We start from the raw sequence: 25,657 nt of genomic DNA, 5'->3' as shown, positions 1-25,657 counted from the left end.
ATTGTGTTTATTTCAGAATAAAATATTGCTCTAACGCCAACTAAAGGTAAGAAAACTCTCAAACGTGACAGTTTTGTTATCTGTGCAACCTTTTTGAGGTAGTAATCCGATTGAGAGTGCTGGGGGGATTAGGCAGACTTCATCACATCGGGCGGTGTAGCGCGCACACCGCGCCCCGGTAGTGGGTTTCGGGTCAATCATCACCTTGTCATGTGTCGTTAAAGGCGCAGCGGGTGAGATGGAAGATGCGTGATTATTTATTCAGGAGGTCTCCTGTGAACAAGTCAATGTTAGCGGGTGTGGGTATCGGTATGGCTGCTGCTCTGGGCGTGGCGGCCGTTGCCAGTCTGGATGTGTTTGCATCCAGACCGCAGTTTGCCCAGGTGCTGGCGGCTACCCCCATTAAAGAAACCGTAAAAACACCACGTCAGGAATGCCGTAACGTCACGGTGACGCATCGTCAGCCGGTACAGGACGAGAATCGTATCGCCGGGTCGCTGCTGGGTGCGGTTGCCGGCGGTGTGCTGGGTCATCAATTCGGCGGCGGGCGAGGGAACGATGTAGCCACGGTCGCCGGCGCGCTGGCCGGTGGCTATGCAGGTAATCAGGTGCAGGGAAAAATGCAGGACGGCGATACCACCACCTCTACGCAGCAGCGCTGCCAGACGGTGTATGATAAATCGCAGAAAGTGCTGGGCTATGATGTCACCTACAAAATCGGCGATCAGGAAGGCAAAATCCGGATGGATCGCGATCCCGGTACACGTATCCCGCTCGATCGCAACGGCCAGTTGATTATCAATCAGTCAAGTTAATGCAACAGACCCACAGGCCCGCGTAGTCATGCAGCCGACCGCGGGCCTGATACGGTTAATACCGTCAGTTTGAGTCAAGTATCATATAAGTCGGTGTCCTGCACCGGCGAATGGCGTTGACTGGGTCGAATGCGTTTTACCGAATCTCTGATCACCAGTGTACCGTTGAGCAGAATGTTGCTGCTCCCTCGTTCAGGTTGCATCAACTGAAGCTGTAATAACCTGACGGCTTCCCGCCCCAGTTCTTCACGCGGAATCAGCACCGAAGTGAGCGGAATATCCTGTATCGACGCCAGATTGGCGCCATCCATGCTCATCACCGAGATATCCTGCGGCACGCGCAGTCGGGCTTTATGTAGCGCATTGACTGCCCCCACCGCCATAAAATCGCCGCCCGCCAGTATGGCGGTAGGGTAATGTTCTTGTGGGCAGGTGGCCAGAAAATCGCTGACCGCCTGTTCCGTTTCCACACTGCCGAAACCGTGAGGGGTCAGCAAGTGGAGGTCATCAATAAAGGGCAGATTGTGCTGTTGATAAGCATCGCGGATCCCTGCCAGTCGCCACTCCATCGTATAGCGCCGCAGGCACAATACGGTGAGAATCTGCCGGTGCCCCTGTTCAATCAGATAGTTGGCGGCAAACTCGCCGATGAGCTGGTGTGCCGGCGACACACCCGATAATTTCATTTTGTGATCAAGACAGTTCACCAATACACAGGGCTTATTCAACTCCACCGCCAGGGCATGGATATACGAATCATCGATACCCAATAAAATGGCGCCCTCGGTTTCCGGTGATGACATCTTTTCCAGAAACAGCGACGCATCGCTGTCGTTTTCCGCCAGTCCACAGTAACGCAGGCGGACATCGTGCGAGTCCAGCGCATCAAGCACCCCTTGCAACACCTTGTGATAAAAAATGTCCGCCCGGCTGTTAAACGCGCGCTCCGGTGCAAACACCGTCAGGCTATTGAGCAGTAAACGGCCGGTGGCCAGGTGATCCATCACACCGTATTGCCGGGCCGCCGTCAGAATGCGAATACGTGCCGCCTCGCTGGTATTCGACTTGCCCGCCAGCACCCGCGAAACCGTGCTGACGGAAAAACCGGTTTGCAGAGCAATATCGCGGATCCTGAGGTTTTTTGTCATTTTGTGATCCTGCTCAATTTGAGTGATGAAAATATTTTCATGGCCGAAAAATAGGCGGTTTTAGGTATGAAAATGACCAAAAACAGCGGATACCGACGCTACCATGAAAATAGTTGCAAAAAAGTGAGTATCTCCGGCTTTTTTATTTTCTTACGCTGACTACGTCGTGATTCTTCTGGCCGTACTACGCCGGGGGAATGCGCTTACAGACATAAAAACCTTATAAAAATCTGATTATTAGAACATCAGGATAGTGTGTGCCGAAAGGTATTCACTCTCGTCTGCTGCAAGGAGATCACCATGAGTCTCGACGTTAATTCCTCTCCCGTTGTGAATGAAAAACGAAAATTTAAACAATTGCGCTGGTGGGTACTGGCGTTATTTCTGTTTGGCGTCACCGTTAATTACATTACCCGTAATTCTCTGGGTATTTTGGCACCTGAATTAAAAACCGTATTGAATATCACCACCGAGCAATATTCCTGGATTGTCGGTGCGTTCCAGTTGGCCTATACGATATTTCAGCCGCTGTGTGGATGGTTGATCGACGTTATCGGCCTAAAGATGGGCTTTATGATTTGTGCGGTCATCTGGGCGCTAATGTGCCTGTTGCATGCCGGTGCCGGCAGTTGGGTGCAGCTTGCTATCTTGCGTTTCATGATGGGAGGCGCTGAAGCGGCGGCCACGCCGGCCAACGCCAAAACCATCGGCGAGTGGTTCCCGCGCCAGGAGCGGCCTGTTGCTGCCGGTTGGGCCGGCGTTGGGTTTTCCATCGGTGCAATGCTGGCACCGCCGATCATCGTCGTTGCTCATTCTTTGTTGGGCTGGCAGGGGGCATTCATCTTTGCCGGGGTGCTGGCCATGCTCTGGGTGGTGTTGTGGTGGCTGTTTTACCATGACCCGGAAAAGCACCCGCACCTGAGTAAAGAAGAGCTGGCGTTTATCCGTCAGGACAACGAACCGGCACCGGTGAAACAACCCTTTTTCACCGCCATGAAAACGGTGCTGAAAAATCGCCGTTTCTACGGTATCGCTATTCCGGCGTTTATGGCCGAACCAGCCTGGGCGGTGTTGAGCTTCTGGGTGCCGCTGTATCTGGCGAAAGAGCGTGGTATGGATCTGAAACAGATCGCCATGTTTGCCTGGCTGCCGTTTCTGGCTGCTGATTTTGGCAGTATCGCCAGTGGTTACCTGACCAAGCTTTACACCCGCTGGTTTGGTTGCTCACGGATTAATTCTGTGGTGGGCAGCTCGGTGACCGGTGCCTTTTTGATGTTGTCGCTCGCACTGGTCAGCGTGACCCAAAATCCTTATCTGGCCATCATTCTGATTTCCATCGGTGGTTTTGGCCATCAAATCATCTCCTGCATGTTGAGTGCGGTGGTGGTGGATTCGTTCGACAAAGGCCAGATGGCGACCGTTAACGGTATGCGCGGCGCCAGCGCCTGGATTGCCAGTTTCCTGTTCTCGCTGCTGATTGGTGTGACCGCCGACACGATTGGCTTTAACCCGCTGTTTGTGGCGATGGGCTTTTTTGATTTGTTTGGCGCGCTGTTTTTGGTGGCGTTCATTGCCGAGCGTCGTCAGCGCGCACATTGATAACGTTTCAGTATTGACAGAATTTCCGAATAGACGAGTGATGTTATGAAGACATTGAAACATTGGGTATTGCACCATCAGGCCGAGGATCGGGTTGAACTCCTGGTGGACGGCGCACATCGTTTTATGTTGTACGTGCTGGCGCCGGGATTGATGCGGGTACTGATTAAGCAGGATGATGCACTACGATTGAACCGTACCTGGAGCATCGCACCGCAGCAGGATGTTCCCTGGCAGGGGCGGGAGCGGGAGAGCAGCGACGGTTTCGCGCTGCCGGGTTATACGCTGTGCCGGCAAGGCGATGCGTTGCAGGTAAGCACCGCGCAGTTACGGGTGACGGTACACCAGCCGTTGTGGCTGTCTTGGGAATACCGCGATACGCACGGGCAGTGGCAACCGCTGGCGTCCGACCGGCCGACCGGCGCCTACCTGCTCAATCGGCACGGCGATGGCGTGGCGCACTACCAGCGGCGCACGGCGCAGGAGCGTTGCTACGGGCTGGGGGAAAAAGCCGGGGATCTCAACCGCGCCGGTCGTCGTTTTGAATTTCGTAATCTGGATGCGATGGGCTATAACGCGCAAAGCACCGACCCGCTGTATAAGCACCTGCCGTTTACCATTGTGAACCAGCCGGGTGCCAGCTATGGCGTGTTTTATGACAATCTCAGCTCCACCTGGCTGGATCTGGGCAACGAAATTGACAATTACCATCAGGCTTACCGGCGCTATCAGGCTGAAGCCGGGGATCTGGATTACTATTTTCTGTTCGGCCCGGCGATCCTCGATGTGACCAAAGCGTTTGTCCGGCTCACCGGTAAAACCTGCTTCGGCCCAAAATGGAGCCTCGGCTATAGCGGTTCCACCATGCATTACACCGATGCGCCGGATGCCCAACGGCAACTGTTGTCCTTTATTGCGTTGTGTCGGCAGCATGCGATCCCGTGCGATTCGTTCCAGCTCTCGTCCGGTTATACCTCAATCGGCAACAAGCGTTACGTGTTCAACTGGAACTACGACAAAGTGCCGCAGCCGGAGCAGATGAGCCAGGCGTTCCATGACGCAGGGTTGCATCTGGCCGCCAATATCAAACCTTGCCTGTTGCAGGATCATCCCCGCTATCAGGAAGTGGCCGCGAAAGGCTTGTTTGTGCGTGATTCGGAGTCGGATAGCCCGGAACGTTCCAGTTTTTGGGACGATGAGGGTTCTCATCTGGATTTCACCAATCCGGACACCGTCAACTGGTGGCAGGAAAACGTCACCCGACAATTGCTGGAGAAAGGCATCGATTCTACCTGGAACGATAACAATGAATTCGAGGTGTGGGATGGTGAAGCGCGCTGTCATGGCTTCGGTCAGCCGATTGCCATCAAGCATATTCGCCCGTTGATGCCGTTGCTGATGATGCGGGCGTCAATGGAAGCGCAGCAGCGCTTTGCACCCGAACTGCGGCCCTATCTGATTTCACGATCCGGCAGCGCCGGGATGCAACGTTACGTACAAACCTGGAGCGGGGACAACCGCACCAGTTGGCAGACGTTGCGTTATAACACCCGGATGGGGGTCGGTATGAGCCTGTCTGGTTTGTATAACGTGGGGCATGACGTGGGGGGATTTTCCGGCAATAAACCGGATGCCGAGCTGTTTGTCCGCTGGGTACAAAACGGCGTGATGCATCCACGCTTTACCATTCACTCGTGGAATGACGACGCCACGGTTAATGAACCCTGGATGTACCCGGCGGTGACGCCGATTATCCGTGATGCCGTCCAATTGCGTTATCGACTGCTCCCTTATCTGTATACCTTGCTCTGGCAGGCGCATGCCGACGACGAGCCGATGCTGCGCCCGACGTTTCTCGATCACGAGCATGACCCGCAAACCTTCGAGGAAACCGATGACTTCCTGCTTGGCAGAGATCTGTTGGTGGCGAGTGTGGTGGAACCGGGGCAGCGCCAGCGGCAGGTCTATCTGCCGGATAATGACGACGGCTGGTATGATTTTTATCGTGGCGACTGGTTCAGCGGCGGCCAAACAGTGACGCTGGATGCGCCGCTGGAACGATTGCCGCTGCTGGTCCGCGCCGGCGCCATGATACCGTTGTCGGCGCGTACCGATTTTGTCTGCCCGGCCAGCGACGATCAGCGCACCTTGCTGCTGTTCCCGCAGACAGGCAACGGCATCCGGCAAGGGCTGCTGTTTGAGGATGACGGCGAAACGCACCGTTGGCGTGACGGACAGGCATTGTGGCTGCGCTGGGAAGTCTGTTGCAGTGCGCAACGCATCGACGTGACCTTTCGTGCCGAAGGGGCATTTATCCCGGCCTGGCAACAATTGACGGTACAGTTGCCGCCTGATGAGCGGCGCACGCTCTATATCAACGGCGAGCGCACCATGCAGTATCGGTTGTCTTCCCGCAGCTAGCGGGACGCGCGGCGCATCCCTGTCGGCTGCGCCGCTTCGTGACCGTTATCGCCTTTATTATCAGCCGAATAGGACGTCCCGTTTATCAATAGGCAGCGAAGGGGTATTATCGACGGCATATTGCCAATGCCACCTTGGGATAGGCTTTTATTCAGGCACCGGGAAGACATATGCTGAATCATTCGGAAGTTCAACGCTATTTGCAGCGCATTGGCGTCAGTGCATTGCCTGCTGAACCGGCTTTACAACTGCGCACACTTCATCTTGCCCACCTCATGCATATTCCGTTTGAAAACCTGGATGTGGTGTTCGGAAAACCGATACCCCTTAACCAATCGGCCATTTATCGTAAAATCGTGGATGATCGGCGCGGCGGGTTTTGTTACGAGCTCAACTACGGTTTTTATTTATTGCTGCAGGCGTTGGGGTTTGAGGTACAGCTGTTGGCCGGCCAGGTGTGGAACGATGACGGCCATTATGGGCAGCCTTTTGACCATCTATTTTTAAAAGTTGAATTACCGCAGTCGGCGGTGATTGCCGATATTAGCTTTGGCGATTCATTTTGCGTGCCGGTACCACTGTCGGGGACGGTGTCTGACGAGGCTTTTGCCCGTTATCGGGTAGTGACGGAAGCGGGAGAGTATCAATTACAGCAACAACAGCCCGGCAAGGCATGGAAGACGCAATACAAGTTTACGCTGCAACCTCACCAACTGGCGGAGTATGCCGGGATGGCGCACTACCATCAAACCTCGCCGTTATCGCCGTTCACCAACAAGGCGCTGTGTACCCGCGTCACCCCGGAAGGGCGGTTAACACTGTCGGATAACCGCCTGATCGTAACCCGACAGGGCCAGAAAAGTGAGCGTCTTATCGGCAGTCATCGCGATTATCTGGATTGTCTGCAACAACATTTTGGCATTGTGCTGGCGGACGACTACGACAGCCAGCACTGGTTTGCACGTCTTACGACAGCGGTTTCCTGAGGCGTTAGCCCGGTGAAATGGCGTTTAACGGAACAGCGTCTGCGCCCAGCGTGCGAGGCCCGCGGTCACGGAACCGAAATCGTCGCCGCTTTCGATAGGAACATCAGGCAGACAGTGGCTGATGGCAGCACGCAATAACGGCGAGCGGGCGCTGCCGCCGGTCAGATAAATCACGTCCGGCCGTGTCTGGCTGTTTTTTTGCGCCTGAATCAGTTGCTGTTTGATGTGGTCCAGCGGCTGGACGATAGCCTCTTCCAGTTGGCTGACGCTGACGTGGGTTTCCAGACCGGGTGTGATAAACGGCAGACAAGCCAGCGAAGTATCTGATTGCGACAACGCGATTTTTTGCTCTTCAGCCAGCCGCACCAGCCGATAGCTGAGCCGTTGACGCCATACGGTCAGCAGGCGTTCCACCCTGTGGGGCTCGCGCGCATCGCGGATCAACGCGCGCAACAAGGTGCCGCAGGCGCTACTGTAGAACTCCGCCTGCGCCGGTACATCGTTGACGGCGACCGCATTCCACCAGGGTAATATCGGCAGCGCCGTGCCTTTTTCGGTATTACCGTTCATTCCCAGCAACGGGCAGAACTCCCTGAATGCCAGCATGATATCCAGATCGTTGCCGCCGACCCGGCAGCCGCTGTGGCCCAGTAAACTTTCCGCACGCTCGCGGCGATTGCGCCAGTCAGGGCCCATCAACAGCATCGAACAGTCGGTGGTGCCACCGCCGATATCCACCACCAGCACCCGTTTTTCCTGTTGCAGTGTGGCCTCAAAATCCAGCCCGGCGGCGACCGGTTCAAACTGAAACGCCACCTGACGAAACCCGGCGCGCTGTGCGGCCCGTTCCAGGATCCCTTGCGCCTGACGGTTGGACTCTTCGCCGCCCATTCCCTGAAAGTTGATCGGCCGCCCGATGACCGCCTGTTCAATCGGCTGGTCGAGTTGTTGTTCCGCCTGCTGGCGAATATGCAGCATCATGGCGCAGACCAGATCTTCAAACAGCGCAATTTGTTGCGGCTTTAACCCGCTGGCGCCGAGAAATGATTTCGGCGATTTAACGAACCAGACGTCTTCCGGGTCATCCATATAGTGCGCCAGCGCGGCCAATCCGAATCGCACGCTGTCTGGTTGCACCTGAATATCTTCTTCGCGATTGTGGCTGATGGCGCGTTGCAACAGACGGGCGTTTTCTCCCTCCGTCGCTACCTGATGATGCCGCCACAACCATTCGCTGACCGCTTCGCGGCTGGGCGCGCATAGCATCGATTGCAAATAAGACGATTGTTGCTCCAGTTGCAACAAGCGTGGCGTTCCGTGTTCCATAACGGCCAGCGAGCAGTTGGCCGTACCGTAGTCAAAGCCGACAAACATGATTGTTATCCCCATGCCAGTAGAGAAGGGGCGGGAATTTACCGCTTGCTCCGGGGGTTGTAAAGAGAGAAGACGGATAAAAATCGGTTGTCGCTAAGCACCTCTTCCAACAGGCTCTAAGGCATCGTCCCGCCAAACCTGGCTCAGCGTTTGCCGAGCCAGGTTTGCGCCAGTTCATCAAACGGCAGTGGTCTGGAGAAGAAATACCCTTGCATGAAATTGATGTGTTTACGGGACAAGAATTCGGCTTGAAATTCGGTTTCCACCCCTTCGGCGATCGTCATCAGCTTCATCTGTTGCGCCAGATCGATAACACAGTTCACCAACGTGCTGGATTGCGGATCATTTTCATCAATCATACTGACAAACGACTGGTCGATTTTAATGACATTGACATGCAGTTTTCTGAGGTAGTCGAAATTGGAATAGCCGGTGCCGAAATCGTCCAGCGCGATCAGCACGCCGGCATCGCTAAGCTTCTTAAAGAAGGCGATGGTTTCCGGCGTAATGTCGACTTTTTCCCGCTCAGTAATTTCGATCATCAAATGCACGTTTTTATCGCCGAAAGCGGCGATAAAATTCTGACAGTCGGTAATGAAATCGTCGGACTGGCAGTGCTGGGCGCTGATATTGATGGCAATATGCAAATTGTCCGGCAGGGTGTTGAGATGGGGCGTTAAATCACGTACCACACTACTCATTAGCGAACGCGTCATCGGAATGATCAGCCCGCTTTGTTCACACAGCGGAATAAAAATATCGGGAGAAATAAAACCGCTTTTCGGGTGATGCCAGCGGGCCAGCACTTCTACGCCGTAAATTTCCCGCGATACCGTGGAAATCACCGGCTGGTAATAGGGCAACACTTCCTGGTTTTCAATCGCACGCCGAATGCCATCATAAGGCGAATTAATACGCGTCGAATATTTGTAAGCCAGGAATCCGGAGCCAAGGGCAATAAGAAAGACTATCAGAAACGTCATTTTTTCCTTATACCAAAAATCGGCAAGAGAATACTTTTCGTTGAGAGAGTACAGAATAGAAAAATGGTAATGACCTGAAGGGATGATAACGAAATTGGGTAGATCTTTGGGATTAAATGTCGATACCTGATTCTCGCGGGATATCCAGGTGTTGCCGACTAATAAATAAAGGTTGCGCCGCTTACTGAGTAGATCCAGCACACTGGTCAGGTGCTGACCGTGTATCGCCACGCCGACGCTGCCGTATGCTGTGCTGGCGAGATACATAATCAGGGTTCTGTCCGGCGTGACGGAATTCCCCGCCAGCAGCGCCAGCTCGCGCATATGGAAACGTTCCAGCGCGGCAGGGCGATTATCCACGCCGTATAATGATGAACAGTACACCACATCACGTTTGATCAGACTGACGGTACGCAGATGGCTGGCAACCGCCGCCGTCATATTCAATTGTCGGATCACTTCAGGCGTACAGGAGAGGGCCAGTAGCGGTTTGCTGTCTTCCACCGCGTTTTTGGCCTCGTCGAGAATTTCTTCGATATTTTTGACCGCTCTTTCCGCATTGGCGTAAGCGCCCTGACGATCAGCACGATAGTCCTGATAGTAAATTGCCCATAAGCCCATGGCGAACATCGCTACAAAGGTCAACAAAGCGATTAGTTTATTCATTGGTATGGCCCTTGCTCTGACCTTATAGTTGTTCTATAACCGTCATCGTCAATGTTACAGGTATGTTGGCGATATAACCTGACCATCCATGGGCCTCGCCCGTTGGGGCGCAAGGCAAACCGCGCCCGGCACAGTTTTAGGCTGTGCCGTCGCATTATGGCAATAAGCGCCGAAGATTTCCCGGTTGCCATGTTACAAGCCTCTGAACGGGGTTTGTAACATGGCGTGTTGTTCAAAACGCAAAACGTTTTGTCCTGCAACGTTAATTAATCGGAATATTTATACCCGTCATACTTCAAGTTGCAGGTGTGTTGGCTGCGTTCGTTCACCCGAATCACTTACCTGAGTAAGCTCATCGGGATTCTCTCGCTTGCCGCCTTCCTGCAACTCGAATTATTTAGGGTATATCGGCGGTTATTCCTTTGATTTTAGTCGGGCCATCACAATTTAGGACAGAAAATATAATCAGGCGGCACTTGTGTGTTTCGTCATCTCTTCCAGCAACTGGGTGATAAACGTCAGTCGTTGCGGATATCCCGCCAGATCCTTGATGAATTTCAATCGGCTAGGGCCATCCAATCGATATACTTTAGCATCGCGTTGCAACAGACCGATCAGATACGTCGGGTCGACGCGATTATGCTGGCTGAATTCGATGAACCCCCCTTTGTCATTCCCTTCAACCCGTTTGATACCCAGCACTTGTGCCTGTTGACGCAGTGCCGCCACCAGCAACAAGTGACGAGCGGCATCCGGCAGCTTGCCGAAACGGTCGATCAGTTCCGCTTTCAGGTCATCCAGTTCACCATCGTTTTTGGCGCTGGCGATACGCTTGTAGAACGACAGACGGGTATTGACGTCAGGAATAAAATCGTCCGGCAACAGCGCCGGCAGACGCAGCTCGACGTCGGTCTGGCTGCTGATCAGATCTTCCAGCGACGGTTCCCGGCCGGCTTTGAGCGATTCCACCGCGCTTTCCAGCAAGTCCATGTACAGCGAAAAGCCGACGCTTTCCATCTGGCCGCTCTGGTCTTCCCCCAGCAATTCGCCGGCGCCGCGAATTTCCAAATCGTGGGTGGCGAGGGCAAACCCTGCGCCCAAATCTTCCAGTGAAGCGATAGCCTCCAGGCGCTTGTGCGCATCGCTGCTCATCGCTTTGGGATTCGGGGTCAGCAGGTACGCGTAAGCCTGATGGTGGGAGCGCCCGACGCGGCCGCGCAACTGGTGTAACTGCGCCAGGCCGAAATGGTCGGCACGTTCGATGATGATGGTATTCGCGTTGGGAATATCGATACCCGTTTCAATAATGGTGGTACACACCAGTACATTGAAGCGCTGGTGGTGGAAATCGCTCATCACCCGCTCCAGATCGCGCTCGCGCATTTGACCGTGACCAATGGCGATGCGCGCTTCCGGCACCAGTTCGCTCAGTCGCTGGGTGGCCTTGTCAATATTTTCGACGTCGTTGTAGAGGTAGTACACCTGGCCGCCGCGCAGAATTTCACGCAGAATCGCCTCGCGCACCACCAGACTATCGTACTCGCGCACAAAGGTTTTCACCGCCAGACGGCGCGCCGGCGGCGTGGCGATGATCGACAAATCACGGATGCCGCTCATCGCCATGTTCAGGGTGCGTGGAATGGGGGTGGCGGTGAGCGTCAGAATATCGACGTTGGCGCGCATCGCTTTGATGCGCTCTTTGTGACGCACGCCGAACCGGTGTTCTTCATCGACGATCAGCAATCCCAAATCCCGCCAGCGGACATCGCTTTGCAGTAATTTATGCGTGCCGATCAGGATATCCACTTTGCCTTCCTGCGTTTGTTCCAGCACCTGAGCCTGTTCTTTCTGGCTGCGAAAGCGGGATAGCATGTCAATGCGCACCGGCCAGTTGGCGAAACGGTCGCGAAAATTGTCAAAGTGCTGCTGCGCCAGCAAGGTCGTCGGTACCAGTACCGCCACTTGTTTATGGTTTTCTACCGCCAAAAACGCGGCGCGCATCGCCACTTCGGTTTTGCCGAAGCCGACATCGCCGCACACCAATCGGTCCATCGCCAGCGGGCGGCACATATCGCTCAGTACCGCATTGATGGCCTGGGCTTGATCCGGCGTGGTATCGAACGGAAAGCCCTGACAGAACAATTGGTACTGTTCCCGATCGTGTTTGAACGCAAAACCGGTATGAGCGGCGCGCTGGGCATAAACATCCAGCAACTCGGCCGCGACGTCGCGTACTTTTTCCGCCGCTTTCTGCCGTGCCCGCGTCCAGGCGTCGCCGCCTAACTTGTGCAGCGGCGCGCTGTCTTCCGCCCCGCCGGCATAACGGCTGATAAGGTGTAATGAGGATACCGGTACGTACAGCTTGTCTTCGCCGGCGTAGTGCAGAATCAGGTATTCCGCCTTGATGCCGCCGGCCTCCAGCGTGGTCAGCCCGGCGTAACGGCCGACGCCGTGTTCAAGGTGTACCACCGGTTGGCCTGGGCGCAACTCCGCCAGATTGCGGATCAAGGTATCGGTATTGATGGTGCGGCGGCTGTCCTGACGGCGGCGGCTGACGCGCTCGCCCAGCAAATCACTTTCGCAGATCAGCGCGCGTTGACGCAGAGTATCAATAAAACCGTGCTCGCTGGCGCCTATCATCAAATAGCAACCCGGCGACGCGGCTTGTTCAAGGTTTTTTACCGCCAGCGGAGACAATTTGATGCGGGACAGCAGTTCCTGCAACGTTTCCCGACGGCCTTCGCTCTCCACGGAAAACACCACCTGCCCGCTAAATTGCTCGACGAACCGGCGCAGCGCATCCAGCGGCGATTTGTGTTGATGCTGGACTGCCAGGTCAGGCAACGGCTGATAGCCCAGATTCAGGTTGGCGGCTTTGTCCGGCAGCGTATCCTGGCGCAATTGTACCCGCGGCCATTGTTTGAGTTCGGCAAAAAAACCATCAACGGATAGCCACAGCGCATCCGGCGGCAACAACGGGCGCATCGGGTCGACGCCGCGGCTGGCGTGGCGCTGCTGAACATCCTGCCAGAAACGCTCCGCACCCTGCTGAATGTCGCCGGTATTGACCAGCAACGTACCGGACGGCAAATAGCTGAACAGCGCCGGTAGCGGCTGGCTGAAAAACAGCGGCTGCCAATACTCGATGCCGGCGGGCAGGGTACCTTTGCTCACTTGCTGGTAGATGTGCTCGGCGTCGCGCCGGACATCGAACTGCTCGCGCCATTGGCTGCGAAACAGCTCAATGGCGTTTTTGTCGGTTGGAAATTCCCGCGCCGGCAACAGATAAATGTGTTCGACTTCATTCAACGTGCGTTGGGTATCCGCGTCGAACAGCCGCAAACTGTCGATTTCATCGTCGAAAAAATCGATACGGAACGGCTCTTCGCTCCCCATCGGGAACAGGTCGAGCAGTGCGCCGCGGGTAGCAAACTCACCGTGCTCCATCACCTGGTCGACGCTGCGGTAACCAGCCTGCTCCAGTTGGTTACGTAGCGTATCGCGCGACAGCCGCTGCCCTTTTTTCAGCATCAACGCATGGCCGTGCAGAAACGGGTGTGGACACACTTTCTGCATCAGGGTATTGACCGGCAGGATCAAGATGCCGCGCGTCAGTGACGGAAGCTGATAGAGCGTGGATAAACGGGCGGAGATAATTTCCTGGTGAGGTGAGAAGCTGTCGTAAGGGAGGGTTTCCCAATCAGGCAGCGTGATGACCGGTTGCCCGGTAAACTGCTGAATTTCGTCACGCAACCGCAGGGCATTCTGCATGTCGGGCGTAATCAGCACCACCAGTCCGGCGTGACGTTCAACGATTTCTGCGCATTCGACGGCGCAAGCCGCGCCGGTAAGCTGACCCAGCAGGCGTTGTTCGCCGGCTTTGCCAGGCAAGGTATAGCGATATTGTTCAGGCATCATCCGATTATCAGGTCTCGATATCCACTAAGAAAAAGTCGTGAAGAGAGGGGCTTAGGGTTCCATAAAGCGGTACTACCCTTTATTATCCTTGTTCACTTTGCTTTAGCAACCTCATCCAGACGGATTTCATGTATCAACCTGTCGCACTTTTTATTGGCCTGCGTTATATGCGAGGGCGGGCCGCGGACCGCTTTGGGCGGTTTGTTTCCTGGTTATCCGCTATTGGTATCACCCTCGGCGTGATGGCGTTGGTTACCGTGTTGTCGGTAATGAACGGCTTTGAGCGGGAACTGGAAAACAGCATCCTGGGGCTGATGCCTCAGGCACTGATCACGACGCCGCAAGGCTCCCTTAATCCACAGATGTTACCGGCTTCTTCGTTCTCTGCGCTGAAGGGTGTGAACCGTATCGCGCCGCTCACGACCGGCGATGTCGTGCTGCAAAGCGCCCGCAGCGTGGCGGTGGGCGTAATGCTCGGTATCAATCCGGACGAACAGGAACCGCTGGCGGCCTATTTGACTAAGGCGGCGTCGCTACAGCAACTGCAGCCGAGTCAATATCAGGTGATTCTCGGTGAACAACTGGCCAGCCAGCTCGGCGTTAAGCCGGGTGATCACGTGCGATTGATGGTGACCGGCGCCAGCCAGTTGACGCCGATGGGACGTGTGCCGAGCCAGCGGTTGTTTACCGTCGCCGGGACGTTTTACGCCCACAGCGAAGTGGATGGTTATCAACTGTTGGTTAACCAGCAGGATGCGTCGCGCCTGATGCGCTATGCGCCCGGCGACATCACCGGCTGGCGGCTGTGGCTTGACCAACCGCTGACGGTGGATACGCTGGGTCAGCAGGCGTTGCCGGCAGGGACGGCATGGAAAGACTGGCGTGAGCGCAAAGGCGAGTTGTTCCAGGCGGTCCGGATGGAGAAAAACATGATGGGGCTGTTATTGAGCCTGATTGTGGCTGTCGCCGCGTTCAATATCATTACTTCACTGGGTTTGCTGGTGATGGAAAAACAGGGCGAAGTCGCTATTTTGCAGACGCAAGGACTCACCCAGCGGCAGATCATGGCGGTCTTTATGGTTCAGGGCGGCGGCGCCGGTGTGGTGGGGGCGTTGGTCGGCGCGATACTGGGTATGGTGCTGGCCAGCCAGTTGAATACCCTGATACCGATGCTGGGGTTGTTGATTGACGGTGGCGCGCTGCCGGTACAGATTCAGCCGTTGCAGGTGATTGCGATCGCGCTGGTGGCGATGCTGCTGGCGCTGCTTTCCACGCTTTATCCTTCCTGGCGCGCGGCCGCCACCCATCCCGCAGAGGCTTTACGTTATGAGTAATTCACCTTTATTACAGTGCCGTCAGCTGTGTAAACGCTACCAGGAAGGCAACCTGTCTACCGATGTGCTGCGTGATGTGTCGTTCGACATGCAGACAGGCGAAATGATGGCGATTGTCGGCAGTTCCGGCTCAGGTAAAAGTACCTTGTTGCATTTGCTGGGCGGGCTGGATGCGCCGACCTCCGGCGAGGTGGTGTTTCAGGGTAAAACGTTGAATCAACTGTCGGCGGCGGCGAAAGCCGCGCTGCGTAACCGCGAACTGGGGTTTATCTATCAGTTTCATCATCTGCTGCCGGATTTCACCGCGCTGGAAAATGTGGCGATGCCGCTGCTGATCGGCAACGTGGCGCCGAAAGAGGCCAAAGAACGGGCGCAGACCATGCTGGCGGCGGTCGGCCTGGCGCAGCGCAGTCAGCATCGCTCCTCGGAGCTGTCCGGCGGCGAGCGCCAGCGTGTGGCGATTGCCCGTGCGCTGGTGAATAACCCATCGCTGGTACTGGCGGACGAACCGACCGGCAACCTTGATCAGCGTACTACCGATGCAATTTTTGAACTGTTGGGTGAACTGAACGTCCGTCAGGGGACGGCATTTTTGGTGGTGACGCATGACCTGCGCCTGGCCAGCCGCCTCGGCCGGCAGTTGGAAATGCGCGACGGCCAGTTGCAGCAGGAGTTAACCCTGATGGGGGCGTCGCAATGACCTTTCCTCCGCTTTCGCTGCTGGTTGGGTTGCGTTTTAGCCGCGGCCGTCGCCGCAGCGGTATGGTGTCGTTGATTTCGGTCATCTCCACTCTCGGCATTGCGCTTGGCGTGGCGGTATTGATCGTCGGCCTGAGTGCGATGAACGGTTTCGAGCGCGAACTCAACAACCGTATTTTGGCTGTCGTTCCGCATGGCGAGATTGAAGCCGGCGAGCAGCCGTTCAAAAACTGGCAGCCGCTGTTGCCGAAGGTTGAACAGGTGCCCGGCGTTGCCGCGGCGGCGCCGTACGTCAGTTTTACCGGGTTGCTGGAGAACGGCGCCAGCCTGAAGGCGATTCAGTTCAAAGGCGTGGACCCGCAACAGGAACTGAAACTCAGCGCGTTGCCGCAGTTTGTGCAGGATAACGCCTGGTCGCGCTTTCATGCCGGCACGCAGCAAGTGATTATCGGTAAGGGCGTGGCAGACACGCTGGGTGTGAAAAGCGGCGACTGGGTCACGGTGATGATCCCCAACAGCGACCCGCAGATGAAGCTGTTGCAGCCGAAGCGAATCCGCTTGCAGGTGGCGGGGATATTGCAGTTAAGCGGTCAGTTGGATCACAGCCTGGCGCTGGTGCCGCTGGCTGATGCACAGCAGTATCTGGAGTTGGGCGATGGCATTACGGGGATCGCCATCAAAGCCCAGGATGTGTTTGCCGCTCAGAAGCTGGTGCATGACGCGGGTGAAGCGACCAATCGCTTTGTCTATATCCGTAGTTGGATCGGTACTTACGGCTACATGTACCGCGATATCCAGATGATCCGTACCATTATGTATCTGGCGATGGTACTGGTGATTGGCGTGGCCTGTTTCAACATTGTTTCCACGCTGGTGATGGCGGTGAAGGACAAAAGCAGCGATATCGCGGTATTGCGCACGCTAGGGGCGGGCGATGGCCTGATCCGCGCGATTTTTGTCTGGTACGGGTTACTGGCCGGGTTGCTCGGCAGCGTAGTCGGTACCGTGGTGGGGATTGTGTTGACACTGCAATTGACGCCGATTATCCGTAGTCTCGAAACGTTGACGGGTCACCATTTTTTGTCCGGTGATATTTATTTCATCGATTTTCTGCCCTCGGAACTGCATCTGCTGGATGTGGTCATCGTGTTGGGCACCTCGCTGGTGTTGAGTTTGATTGCCAGCTGGTATCCGGCTCGCCGCGCCAGCCGTATCGATCCGGCCCGGATATTGAGCGGCCAGTAATATTCACGGCACCATGGCGAGGACGCCGTGGCGCCGTTCTCTTGTCTGAAGCTGAGGGCGCGCCTATGTATTACGGTTTTGACATTGGCGGTACCAAGACAGAGCTGGCGGTGTTTGATGCCGGGCTGCGGCGCATCTGGCAAAAACGCATTGCCACCCCCCGGGACGATTATGACTGCCTGTTGCAGGCATTGCTGAACTTAACGCAAGAGGCCGATGCGCTGATCGGCGGTCGCGGCTCGGTCGGCGTTGGCGTGCCGGGGATGGAGAACGCGGATGACGGCACCTTGTTTGCAGCCAATCTGCCCGCCGCGATGGGGCGCACGTTGCGCGCCGACCTCAGCCGGCTACTGGCACGTGAAGTGCGCCTCAGTAATGACGCCAATTGTTTTGCGCTATCAGAAGCCTGGGACGACGAATTTCGCGTTTACCCGGTGGTGTTGGGGATTATTCTCGGCACCGGCATGGGGGGCGGGCTGGTAGTGAATGGCCAGGTAGTGGACGGGAAGAACGGCGTTACCGGCGAGTTGGGGCACTTCCGTTTGCCGGTCGATGCGCTGGATATTCTCGGTGAGTCCATTCCTCGGGTAACATGCGGTTGCGGCCGTCGCGGTTGTGTCGAAAACTACCTTTCCGGGCGCGGGTTCGAATGGCTATACACGCATTTTTACCATTGCACGCTATCAGCCCCGGAGATTATCGCGGCATTCTATGCCGGCGAACCTCAGGCGCGGCAGCATGTAGAGCGTTATCTGGCCTTGCTGGCCGTGTGCCTGGGGAATCTGTTAACGTTGGTTGACCCGCATCTGATTGTTTTTGGTGGCGGTTTGTCGAATTTCGATGAAATTTACCGGCAGTTGCCGCAGCGGCTGCCCGGCAGTTTGTTACCGGTGGCACGTGTTCCGCGCATTGAAAAAGCGCGGCATGGCGATGCGGGCGGCGTGCGCGGTGCAGCATTGCTACACTTGATAAATCAGCCGCAGCCGCCCGGATTCTGATGGCGGCACACTGATACCCCGCGGTCAGCGCGGGCCTGGAGCAAAGCCTCGGCGGGTTGCAGAGGTGCGCTTAAAACATGCTAAGGAGCAGACATGCACTCGCGTCAGCGATTACACCGTTTTCGGCAGCGAAAACGCCTGCGTCATCAGCGTTTGTGTGCCCGCATTTTTCATCTTGATTATCTGGTGGTCAAAAACGTGAATAAACCACGTGTTGTTGTACTTACCGGAGCAGGGATTTCTGCTGAGTCCGGTATTCGCACGTTCCGTGCTTCGGATGGGCTATGGGAAGAGCATCGGGTGGAAGATGTCGCCACACCGGAAGGGTTTCATCGCGATCCGCAAACGGTGCAGAACTTTTATAATCAGCGTCGTCGTCAGTTGCAGCAACCGGAGATTGTGCCTAACGCGGCGCATCTGGCGTTGGCGGAGCTGGAAGCGGCGCTCGGCGATCATTTTCTGTTAGTCACCCAGAATATCGACAATTTGCATGAGCGTGCCGGCAGCAAGCGCATCATTCACATGCACGGCGAGTTGCTGAAAGTCCGTTGCAGCCACAGTGGGCAAGTGTTTGAGTGGACAGACGATGTATCTGTCGACGATCGCTGCCATTGCTGCCAGTTTCCGGCGCCGTTGCGTCCCCATGTGGTGTGGTTCGGAGAGATGCCGCTGGGGATGGACCGCATCTATCATGCGTTGTCGGAAGCGAATTTTTTCATCGCTATCGGAACATCGGGCCATGTCTATCCGGCCGCGGGTTTTGTTCACGAAGCGCACGTACACGGCGCGCATACCGTGGAACTGAATCTGGAGCCAAGCCAAATCCAAAGCCAGTTCGATGAGCATATTTATGGCCCCGCCAGTAAGGTTGTGGTGGAGTTTGTCCACAACTGGCTTGCACAGTATGCCGCGACGTCAACCTGAATCTGATGATTTGCCCGCCCGGCGCGGATAAATGATGCTGGGCATCGATTCGGCTACCGGCGGGCGTTCCTGCATCAGCGCATCACGACGGGCGCGTAAACATTCTTCGAGCTGGTCGAACGGCAGGCAGGCTTCGTGGTTGTAGAAGCTGTATTCGCATTCGACGCAGGTGTGGGCGGTGGCGCTATCTCGGTGTTTGTCTTTACGTCGGGCGCGATACAGCATGCGCATAAGAAATGCCAGCATAACATTACCCCGCGAGATGGTTGATTACGGTCTTTCTATAGGGTAGTTGAGATTTGATAGATCGAAAAGTAATCAAATTAGATGGAGTAATCACATTTCATACCCTACCTCGGTGGGTATTCGTCGCCGTTCTTTGCGGCAGATTTTTCGAGCCGTCTTCCATTCTTTAGCGGAATTTTCCCGCATCAGCTTGATATCACTGTGGATATACGCATCATGAGTCATTATCCGACTTTTTTATTGCAGGCTTTCTCATGCAATTAACCCCGTTAGGCTATACCCAACTGAAACAACGTCAGCAACAGCGAGATCGTCAGCGCCTGCTGGTTCTCTGGCTGTTGCTGGTATCCGGTATTGTAATGAGTCTGTGTGCCGGCGAACGCTGGATTGGGCCGACGCATTGGTTGGATCCTGAGTCTTCACTCTTTATCTGGCAGCTCAGGCTGCCGCGTACGCTGGCGGTGATGCTGGTGGGCGCAGGGCTGGCAATGGGCGGCGCGGTTATGCAGGCCGTATTCGATAACCCGTTGGCTGAGCCGGGGCTGCTTGGCGTATCCAACGGTGCGGGCGTGGCGCTGGTCGTTGCGGTGTTGCTCGGGCAAGGCGCGTTGCCGGTCTGGATCCTCAGTGTATGCGCTATTGCCGGTGCGCTGCTGGTAACATTGCTGTTGCTGCGGTTTTCCCGGGCCGGGGTTTCTAACGCCAGGTTACTGCTTATCGGCGTCGCCCTCGGCATTATTTGCAGCGCCTTGATGACCTGGGCGGTCTATTTCAGCACCAGCGTTGATCTGCGCCAGTTAATGTATTGGATGATGGGCGGATTCAGCGGTGTGGATTGGCGCTACGGCGGGTTAATGCTGCTGATATTACCTCTGCTGGTGTGTCTGGCGCGCTGTGGTGGCGTGCTCAACCAACTGGCGTTGGGCGAATCGGCGGCCCGGCAGTTAGGGGTTGCGGTATTGTACTGGCGCAATGCGCTGGTTCTGGCAATGGGCGCGCTGGTCGGTCTCAGTGTGGCGCTGGCCGGCGTGATCGGTTTTGTCGGCCTGGTTATCCCGCATATTTTGCGCTTGTGCGGGTTGACCGATCAGCGCTATCTATTAACCGGATGCGGCCTGGCCGGCGCCGTTGTGCTGATGCTGGCGGATACGCTGGCGCGCACTGTGCTGGCGACGGCAGAACTGCCGGTCGGCGTAGTGACCGCCACACTGGGGGCTCCCTGGTTTATCTGGCTGCTGTTGCGCCATCAGGTGTGATTCCCACGAGGATACAGCGATAAGGCGCAATAATTCAGGTGCAATACATCGACCGGCGAACACGCCGGTTCGCGATGATAGGCAGTTCGACAATGATAAGTAGTTTTAATAACAGGAACAGACAATGAGCAATGACATCTACGCAATTCCCCTGCAAACCATCGATGGCCGTCAGTCAACACTGGAAAACTGGCGTAATAACGTGCTGCTGGTGGTGAATGTCGCTTCGCAGTGTGGGCTGACCCGGCAATATGAAGCCCTGGAAAATCTGTACGAAACGTATCGTGATCGCGGGTTTGCCGTATTGGGTTTTCCTTCCAATGAGTTTGCCGGGCAAGAGCCGGGCAGCAACGAAGAAATAAGCGCGTTTTGCCGCGGGACTTTCGGCGTACAGTTTCCGATGTTTGGCAAAATAGCGGTCAACGGCAGTGATCGCCACCCCTTGTATCAGGCATTGATTCAGGCACAACCGCAAGCGTTACGGCCGCAGGGGAGTGAATTTTACGAGCGCCGCGTCAGCAAAGGCCAGGCTCCCGTATATCCTGGCGATATTCTGTGGAATTTTGAAAAATTTTTGATTAATCGCCGCGGTGAGGTGATAGCGCGCTTTTCACCTGATATGACGCCGGATGACGGCGTGATTATCAAAGCCGTTGAACAGGCGCTGGCGCAGTAATCGTGACGGCTCAACCCTTGCTCAGTCTGCGAAATGTCAGTGTCGCCGGACGGCTATCTTCAGTGTGTCTTAACTGTTATCCCGGCGAACAGGTTCATATTATTGGTCCCAATGGCGCGGGTAAGAGTACGTTGCTGGCATTGATGGCCGGTTTGCAGCCGGGTGAAGGCGAGGCGCAACTGCTTGGGCGGCCGATAGCGGACTGGGCGGCGGGTGAGCTGGCGAGGGTGCGAGCTTATCTGCCGCAACATCACCGCGCAGTGGCGCTGATGCCGGTGTTTCAGTATTTGCAGTTGCATCAACCCTCATCTGGTGATGCTCATGCGGTGGATACTGTCGTGCAGCGGCTGACGGAGCGGCTATCGTTGGCGGATAAATTGCGACGCCCGCTGACCCGGCTATCCGGCGGGGAATGGCAACGCGTCAGGCTGGCGGCGGTGTTATTGCAGGCCTGGCCGACACTGAATCCGTCAGCCCGGTTATTACTGTTGGATGAACCCGTCGCCAGTCTGGATATTGCCCAACGTGTTGCGCTGGATTCATTGCTGGCGGAGTTATGTCGGGAGGGGATGACGGTGGTAGCTTCAGGCCATGACTTGAATCATACCTTGCATCATGCCGATCGTGTCTGGCTGATGTCCGGTGGTGAGGTGGCGGCGCAGGGAACGGCCGCCGATGTGATGCAACCGGATAGGCTATCTGCGGTGTTTGGCGTGGCATTTACGGATTATGTGCTGGAAGGGCGGCACTGGATGCTGGCGCAACAGGAATAATGCCCCACAGAGGATAACGTGTCGGGCTGTCGGCGCATGGTTACCGACTGAGCGCGTACGGTGTGAGGGGCGATATTCACCGTAATCTGGCGTTATGGTAGAAAAACTCTCTGTTTTCTAACGATTAACGTCAAAGCGCAAATGATAATATGACGTAATTCGGTTTTGTGGGGCGATCCCGTCAATGGTGAGTATAAGCGCATGAGGTTCTGGAGAGTCTGGCTAATACTGGTGGCATTGTTTCTGGCGGGGTGTAGTAGCCATGTGCCGCAAAGTACCCGCCTGGGTGATACCAGTGAGGTGAGCGCGCAACTGCATGCGCAACTGGCACAGTGGCATGGTACACCATACCGCTATGGCGGGTTGGATCACGATGGCATTGATTGCTCTGGTTTCGTTTATCTGACGTTTCGGGATAGATTCGGCCTGACGTTGCCGCGTTCGACCGAGGAGCAAACGGCGGTCGGCACGCGTGTCGATCGTGGTGACCTGCTGCCGGGCGATCTGGTCTTTTTCCGTACCGGTAGCGGTGAGAATGGGCTGCATGTCGGCATCTATGATAGCAACGACCAATTTATTCATGCTTCGACCAGCCGCGGGGTGATGCGCTCGTCGCTAAACAACGTTTACTGGAAACGGGCCTACTGGCAGGCCCGCCGTATCTGATTTTTCGGCCGCCTGACTGCGGCCTGTTGCATTGGTCACGGTCGGCGAGCAATTACAGACGGATTACCCTCAACATCATCACGAAATAAACACATTAATTGTCTGGTTGTCGGAAAACATTCGTTAATAATTTGAAATCTGTATTAGGGCTTTGTCTGAAAAATGAAAAACGGATTGTTTTTCGGTAGAGGTAAATTATAGATTAGCGTTGGTTTTGGCAGTAACCAAATGGTATTCGCGTGAAAAAGGATGAGAGCGATTTATTATATTTTCTTACGAATGCTGGCGGGTTGGGTAGATAAAATACGCGCTTCGTTTGATTATTATTAATCTCTCTTAATGTTTCAGGAGTGGTAGCAGCGAATAGGATCTGGTCAGGCATGTTTTCCTGCCTGACGGCTCGTTACGGCGGGTTTAATCTTTTAACTCTGGCTATAACACTATGCGTATCCAACTTGAAGTTGACTATGTCAGTCAGTACCATTTTTCTCCGATTTATCGCCTTGATTCACGGTTACTGGCACTGGAGATGAGCGGCCGCTTTCAGAGCGAAGCCGGGCTGTCCATACCACAGGATATTCTCCTGGGGGTGTTGAGTCATCGGCAGAAGCAAACGTTGCTGAGAGAGCAACTGGCGATCTTGAAGGATAAATCAGCATGGTTTATCAATCATCGTATCGCCGTTGTGTTGAAAATCGATCATACATTGACGGAATTTCTGGTTGACGATACGCCGCTAGGGCGTGAATTCCGCTCACTCCCTTTTCTGCAACTTGAAATTAATGAAAATTTCCCCGATATATCGTATGGGCGAGATAATGCTCTGCTGATGAAATTAAGCCAATCTTTTCATTTGTGGCTGGATAATTTTGGTGCAGGTAAAGTAAATATGAAACCATTTTATGATGGCGTTATTTCCAGCGTAAAAATGGATGCGGCATTTATCGGTAAATTATTAACGCGTCCTGTCTCGGTTTCTATTATTAATCCGATGTTACATGCGATGAAAAAACAGTGTCCTTCACTGAATGTGGTCGCGAAAGGGGTGGATACTGTTGCCGGTTTTGAGAGCGCGCTCGAGCTTGATATTAATGCCGTCCAGGGGCAATTATGGCCGTCTTTGTCCCCGGAGTCGCTGGAGAATCTGTTAATTCCGGCGGCTTGTTATAGTTAAGGGTTAGGCCGGTACAGGCGCTCGACAACCGTCGGCGTCTGCTGTTTTTGTGCCGCGTGCACCGGCATGTTTTTCTGGCTGACTGTTTCTATACCCTACATCATTCGCGTGACAGGGCAACACGCCGGTGCGTTGAACAACGCAACTTACCTGCAAGCTGAGGTAGGCAAGGAATATCGGTTAATGCCCCTGTGGTTACTCCGTGTTAATTCTCCTGATGCAGTTCTACACTGAGGAGAAAAGGGGGAGTTATGCCACATCACCTGCTGTTCAATAACCACTATCATCAACAATTGCCGGGCTTTTATACCGAACTGACGCCTACGCCATTACACGGGGCGCGTTTGCTCTATTACAACGCCCCCTTGGCCGAGACACTGGGGTTATCCGCTGACTGCTTTGAGGGGGATAACCGCCGTATCTGGAGCGGGGAAAAAACACTGCCGGGAATGGCGCCGTTGGCTCAGGTATACAGCGGTCATCAGTTCGGCGTCTGGGCCGGGCAATTAGGAGACGGACGCGGGATTTTACTTGGACAGCAGCAACTGGCCGATGGTCGAACACAAGACTGGCATCTCAAAGGGGCGGGATTGACCCCTTATTCACGTATGGGTGACGGGCGGGCGGTGCTGCGTTCTGTGGTGCGTGAGTTTCTGGCTTCTGAAGCATTACATCATCTTAATATTCCCACCACGCGAGCATTGACGATCGTCACCAGCGACCACCCCGTTCAGCGTGAACAGGAGGAGCGGGGGGCGATGTTATTGCGGGTCGCAGACAGCCATGTCCGTTTCGGTCATTTCGAGCATTTTTATTATCGTCGTGAGCCTGAAAAAGTTCGTCAGTTGGCCGAATACGTGATTGCCTGTCATTGGCCGCACTGGCAGCAGGAGACTGATCGCTTTTATCTGTGGTTCAACGATGTTGTGGAGCGGACCGCAAGGCTGATTGCCCACTGGCAAGCGGTGGGCTTTGCACACGGCGTCATGAATACCGACAATATGTCTATTCTTGGCCTGACTATTGATTACGGCCCGTTCGGATTCATGGATGACTATCAGCCCGGTTATATCTGCAATCATTCAGACCATCAGGGGCGTTACGCGTTTGATAATCAGCCGGCGGTGGCCTTGTGGAATTTACATCGTCTGGCACAGTCCCTCTCGGGATTGATGTCTGCGGATAAGCTACAGCAAGCGCTGCATCGCTATGAGCCGGCGTTGATGCAACGGTTCGGCGAATTGATGCGCGCCAAACTGGGGTTTACTACGCCGCTGACGCAAGATAATGAGGTGTTGGTCGGATTATTACAACTGATGAAGCGGGAACAAGCCGACTATAGCCATATTTTTCGGTTGTTGTCGGAAACGGAACAGCATAGCAGCCACTCACCATTACGGGACGTGTTTATCGATCGGGCGGCGTTTGATGAATGGTTCAGCTTGTATCGCCAACGGCTGATGCTGGAAAGCACCGATGATGCGGTGCGTCAGCAACAGATGAAGCTGGCCAACCCGCGTTATATTTTGCGTAACTATCTGGCGCAACAAGCGATTGAACGTGCTGAGACGGGGGATGTCGGTTTACTTGCCCGCCTGCATCAAACCTTGTGCCAGCCATATAATGATCAACCCGAAAGGGCTGATTTGGCCGGTTTGCCGCCAGACTGGGGAAAACATCTGGCTATCTCCTGTTCAAGCTAGATTGCGCGTGCCCGATATGCAACGGGAGTGAAGAAAAACGTGATAACTGGTTG

At 55.1% G+C, this 25,657-nt stretch carries 20 protein-coding genes; 15 read left to right on the top strand and 5 right to left on the bottom strand.

What is annotated here, in order from left to right:
- The first annotated feature begins 275 nt into the window (after window positions 1-275).
- Window positions 276-815, top strand: a complete 540-nt coding sequence (locus DCH402_RS12650) for a glycine zipper 2TM domain-containing protein (RefSeq protein ID WP_040001411.1) — start codon at window positions 276-278, stop codon at window positions 813-815.
- A 74-nt stretch (window positions 816-889) separates the two neighbouring features.
- Here the strand turns inward: DCH402_RS12650 and DCH402_RS12645 are convergent, their stop codons facing one another.
- Window positions 890-1,963, bottom strand: coding sequence for a LacI family DNA-binding transcriptional regulator (locus DCH402_RS12645; RefSeq protein ID WP_040001409.1), 1,074 nt, complete (start codon window positions 1,961-1,963; stop codon window positions 890-892).
- Between the two features lie 300 nt (window positions 1,964-2,263).
- On the opposite strand from DCH402_RS12645, the gene DCH402_RS12640 reads away from it, so the two are divergent.
- The 3 genes from DCH402_RS12640 to DCH402_RS12630 all read left to right on the top strand — a co-directional run bounded on the left by DCH402_RS12640 (window position 2,264) and on the right by DCH402_RS12630 (window position 6,969).
- A complete protein-coding gene (locus DCH402_RS12640; protein WP_040001407.1) occupies window positions 2,264-3,562 on the top strand; it encodes an MFS transporter in 1,299 nt (432 codons plus the stop codon).
- A 45-nt stretch (window positions 3,563-3,607) separates the two neighbouring features.
- On the top strand, window positions 3,608-5,983 hold the full coding sequence (locus DCH402_RS12635; protein ID WP_040001406.1) for a glycoside hydrolase family 31 protein: 2,376 nt from the start codon (window positions 3,608-3,610) through the stop codon (window positions 5,981-5,983).
- A 170-nt stretch (window positions 5,984-6,153) separates the two neighbouring features.
- Window positions 6,154-6,969, top strand: coding sequence for an arylamine N-acetyltransferase family protein (locus DCH402_RS12630; protein ID WP_040001405.1), 816 nt, complete (start codon window positions 6,154-6,156; stop codon window positions 6,967-6,969).
- Window positions 6,970-6,993: 24 nt separating this feature from the next.
- On the opposite strand, the gene yegD is transcribed toward DCH402_RS12630, so the two are convergent.
- The 3 genes from yegD to mfd all read right to left on the bottom strand — a co-directional run bounded on the left by yegD (window position 6,994) and on the right by mfd (window position 13,910).
- On the bottom strand, window positions 6,994-8,343 hold the full coding sequence (gene yegD / locus DCH402_RS12625; protein WP_040001403.1) for a molecular chaperone: 1,350 nt from the start codon (window positions 8,341-8,343) through the stop codon (window positions 6,994-6,996).
- Window positions 8,344-8,486: 143 nt separating this feature from the next.
- Window positions 8,487-9,992, bottom strand: a complete 1,506-nt coding sequence (locus DCH402_RS12620) for an EAL domain-containing protein (RefSeq protein ID WP_040001401.1) — start codon at window positions 9,990-9,992, stop codon at window positions 8,487-8,489.
- A 465-nt stretch (window positions 9,993-10,457) separates the two neighbouring features.
- Window positions 10,458-13,910, bottom strand: coding sequence for a transcription-repair coupling factor (mfd, locus tag DCH402_RS12615; RefSeq protein WP_200864853.1), 3,453 nt, complete (start codon window positions 13,908-13,910; stop codon window positions 10,458-10,460).
- A 128-nt stretch (window positions 13,911-14,038) separates the two neighbouring features.
- Between mfd and lolC the strand changes: the two genes are divergently transcribed.
- The 5 genes from lolC (at window position 14,039) to cobB (ending at window position 19,110) form a co-directional block, all read left to right on the top strand.
- Entirely contained in the window at window positions 14,039-15,244 is a 1,206-nt protein-coding gene (gene lolC, locus DCH402_RS12610; RefSeq protein WP_040001399.1) for a lipoprotein-releasing ABC transporter permease subunit LolC, read from the top strand.
- Entirely contained in the window at window positions 15,237-15,944 is a 708-nt protein-coding gene (gene lolD / locus DCH402_RS12605) for a lipoprotein-releasing ABC transporter ATP-binding protein LolD (protein ID WP_040001397.1), read from the top strand. Before lolC ends, lolD begins: the two co-directional genes overlap by 8 nt.
- A complete protein-coding gene (lolE, locus tag DCH402_RS12600) occupies window positions 15,941-17,188 on the top strand; it encodes a lipoprotein-releasing ABC transporter permease subunit LolE (protein WP_040001395.1) in 1,248 nt (415 codons plus the stop codon). Before lolD ends, lolE begins: the two co-directional genes overlap by 4 nt.
- Before the next feature lie 65 nt (window positions 17,189-17,253).
- A complete protein-coding gene (nagK, locus tag DCH402_RS12595) occupies window positions 17,254-18,186 on the top strand; it encodes an N-acetylglucosamine kinase (protein WP_040001394.1) in 933 nt (310 codons plus the stop codon).
- A gap of 93 nt (window positions 18,187-18,279) precedes the next feature.
- Window positions 18,280-19,110 (top strand): Sir2 family NAD+-dependent deacetylase, encoded by an 831-nt coding sequence (cobB, locus tag DCH402_RS12590; protein ID WP_040001393.1) that lies wholly within the window; start codon window positions 18,280-18,282, stop codon window positions 19,108-19,110.
- On the opposite strand, the gene DCH402_RS12585 is transcribed toward cobB, so the two are convergent.
- Window positions 19,102-19,356 carry a hypothetical protein gene (locus tag DCH402_RS12585; RefSeq protein WP_040001392.1) on the bottom strand — a complete coding sequence of 85 codons (255 nt, stop codon included), beginning with the start codon at window positions 19,354-19,356 and terminating at the stop codon, window positions 19,102-19,104. The two genes, cobB and DCH402_RS12585, sit on opposite strands and share 9 nt — an antisense overlap.
- Window positions 19,357-19,610: 254 nt before the next feature.
- Between DCH402_RS12585 and btuC the strand changes: the two genes are divergently transcribed.
- The 6 genes from btuC (at window position 19,611) to DCH402_RS12555 (ending at window position 25,604) form a co-directional block, all read left to right on the top strand.
- On the top strand, window positions 19,611-20,612 hold the full coding sequence (gene btuC / locus DCH402_RS12580; protein ID WP_040001390.1) for a vitamin B12 ABC transporter permease BtuC: 1,002 nt from the start codon (window positions 19,611-19,613) through the stop codon (window positions 20,610-20,612).
- A 124-nt stretch (window positions 20,613-20,736) separates the two neighbouring features.
- Entirely contained in the window at window positions 20,737-21,288 is a 552-nt protein-coding gene (locus DCH402_RS12575) for a glutathione peroxidase (protein ID WP_040001388.1), read from the top strand.
- A 2-nt stretch (window positions 21,289-21,290) separates the two neighbouring features.
- Complete coding sequence (gene btuD / locus DCH402_RS12570; protein ID WP_040001387.1) at window positions 21,291-22,061, top strand: vitamin B12 ABC transporter ATP-binding protein BtuD; 771 nt, start codon at window positions 21,291-21,293, stop codon at window positions 22,059-22,061.
- A gap of 201 nt (window positions 22,062-22,262) precedes the next feature.
- The gene (locus DCH402_RS12565) at window positions 22,263-22,727 is read left to right on the top strand and encodes an NlpC/P60 family protein (RefSeq protein ID WP_040001385.1); all 465 of its coding nucleotides are present in this window, start codon (window positions 22,263-22,265) and stop codon (window positions 22,725-22,727) included.
- A gap of 442 nt (window positions 22,728-23,169) precedes the next feature.
- On the top strand, window positions 23,170-23,901 hold the full coding sequence (locus DCH402_RS12560) for an EAL domain-containing protein (RefSeq protein ID WP_040001383.1): 732 nt from the start codon (window positions 23,170-23,172) through the stop codon (window positions 23,899-23,901).
- A 251-nt stretch (window positions 23,902-24,152) separates the two neighbouring features.
- A complete protein-coding gene (locus DCH402_RS12555) occupies window positions 24,153-25,604 on the top strand; it encodes a protein adenylyltransferase SelO (RefSeq protein ID WP_040001381.1) in 1,452 nt (483 codons plus the stop codon).
- The last annotated feature ends 53 nt before the right edge of the window (window positions 25,605-25,657 follow it).

The organism is Dickeya chrysanthemi NCPPB 402 (assembly GCF_000406105.1).
GTDB lineage: Bacteria > Pseudomonadota > Gammaproteobacteria > Enterobacterales > Enterobacteriaceae > Dickeya > Dickeya chrysanthemi.
The sequence above is the reverse complement of the archived record's forward strand: the minus strand, read 5'-3'. Positions and strand labels throughout refer to the sequence as shown.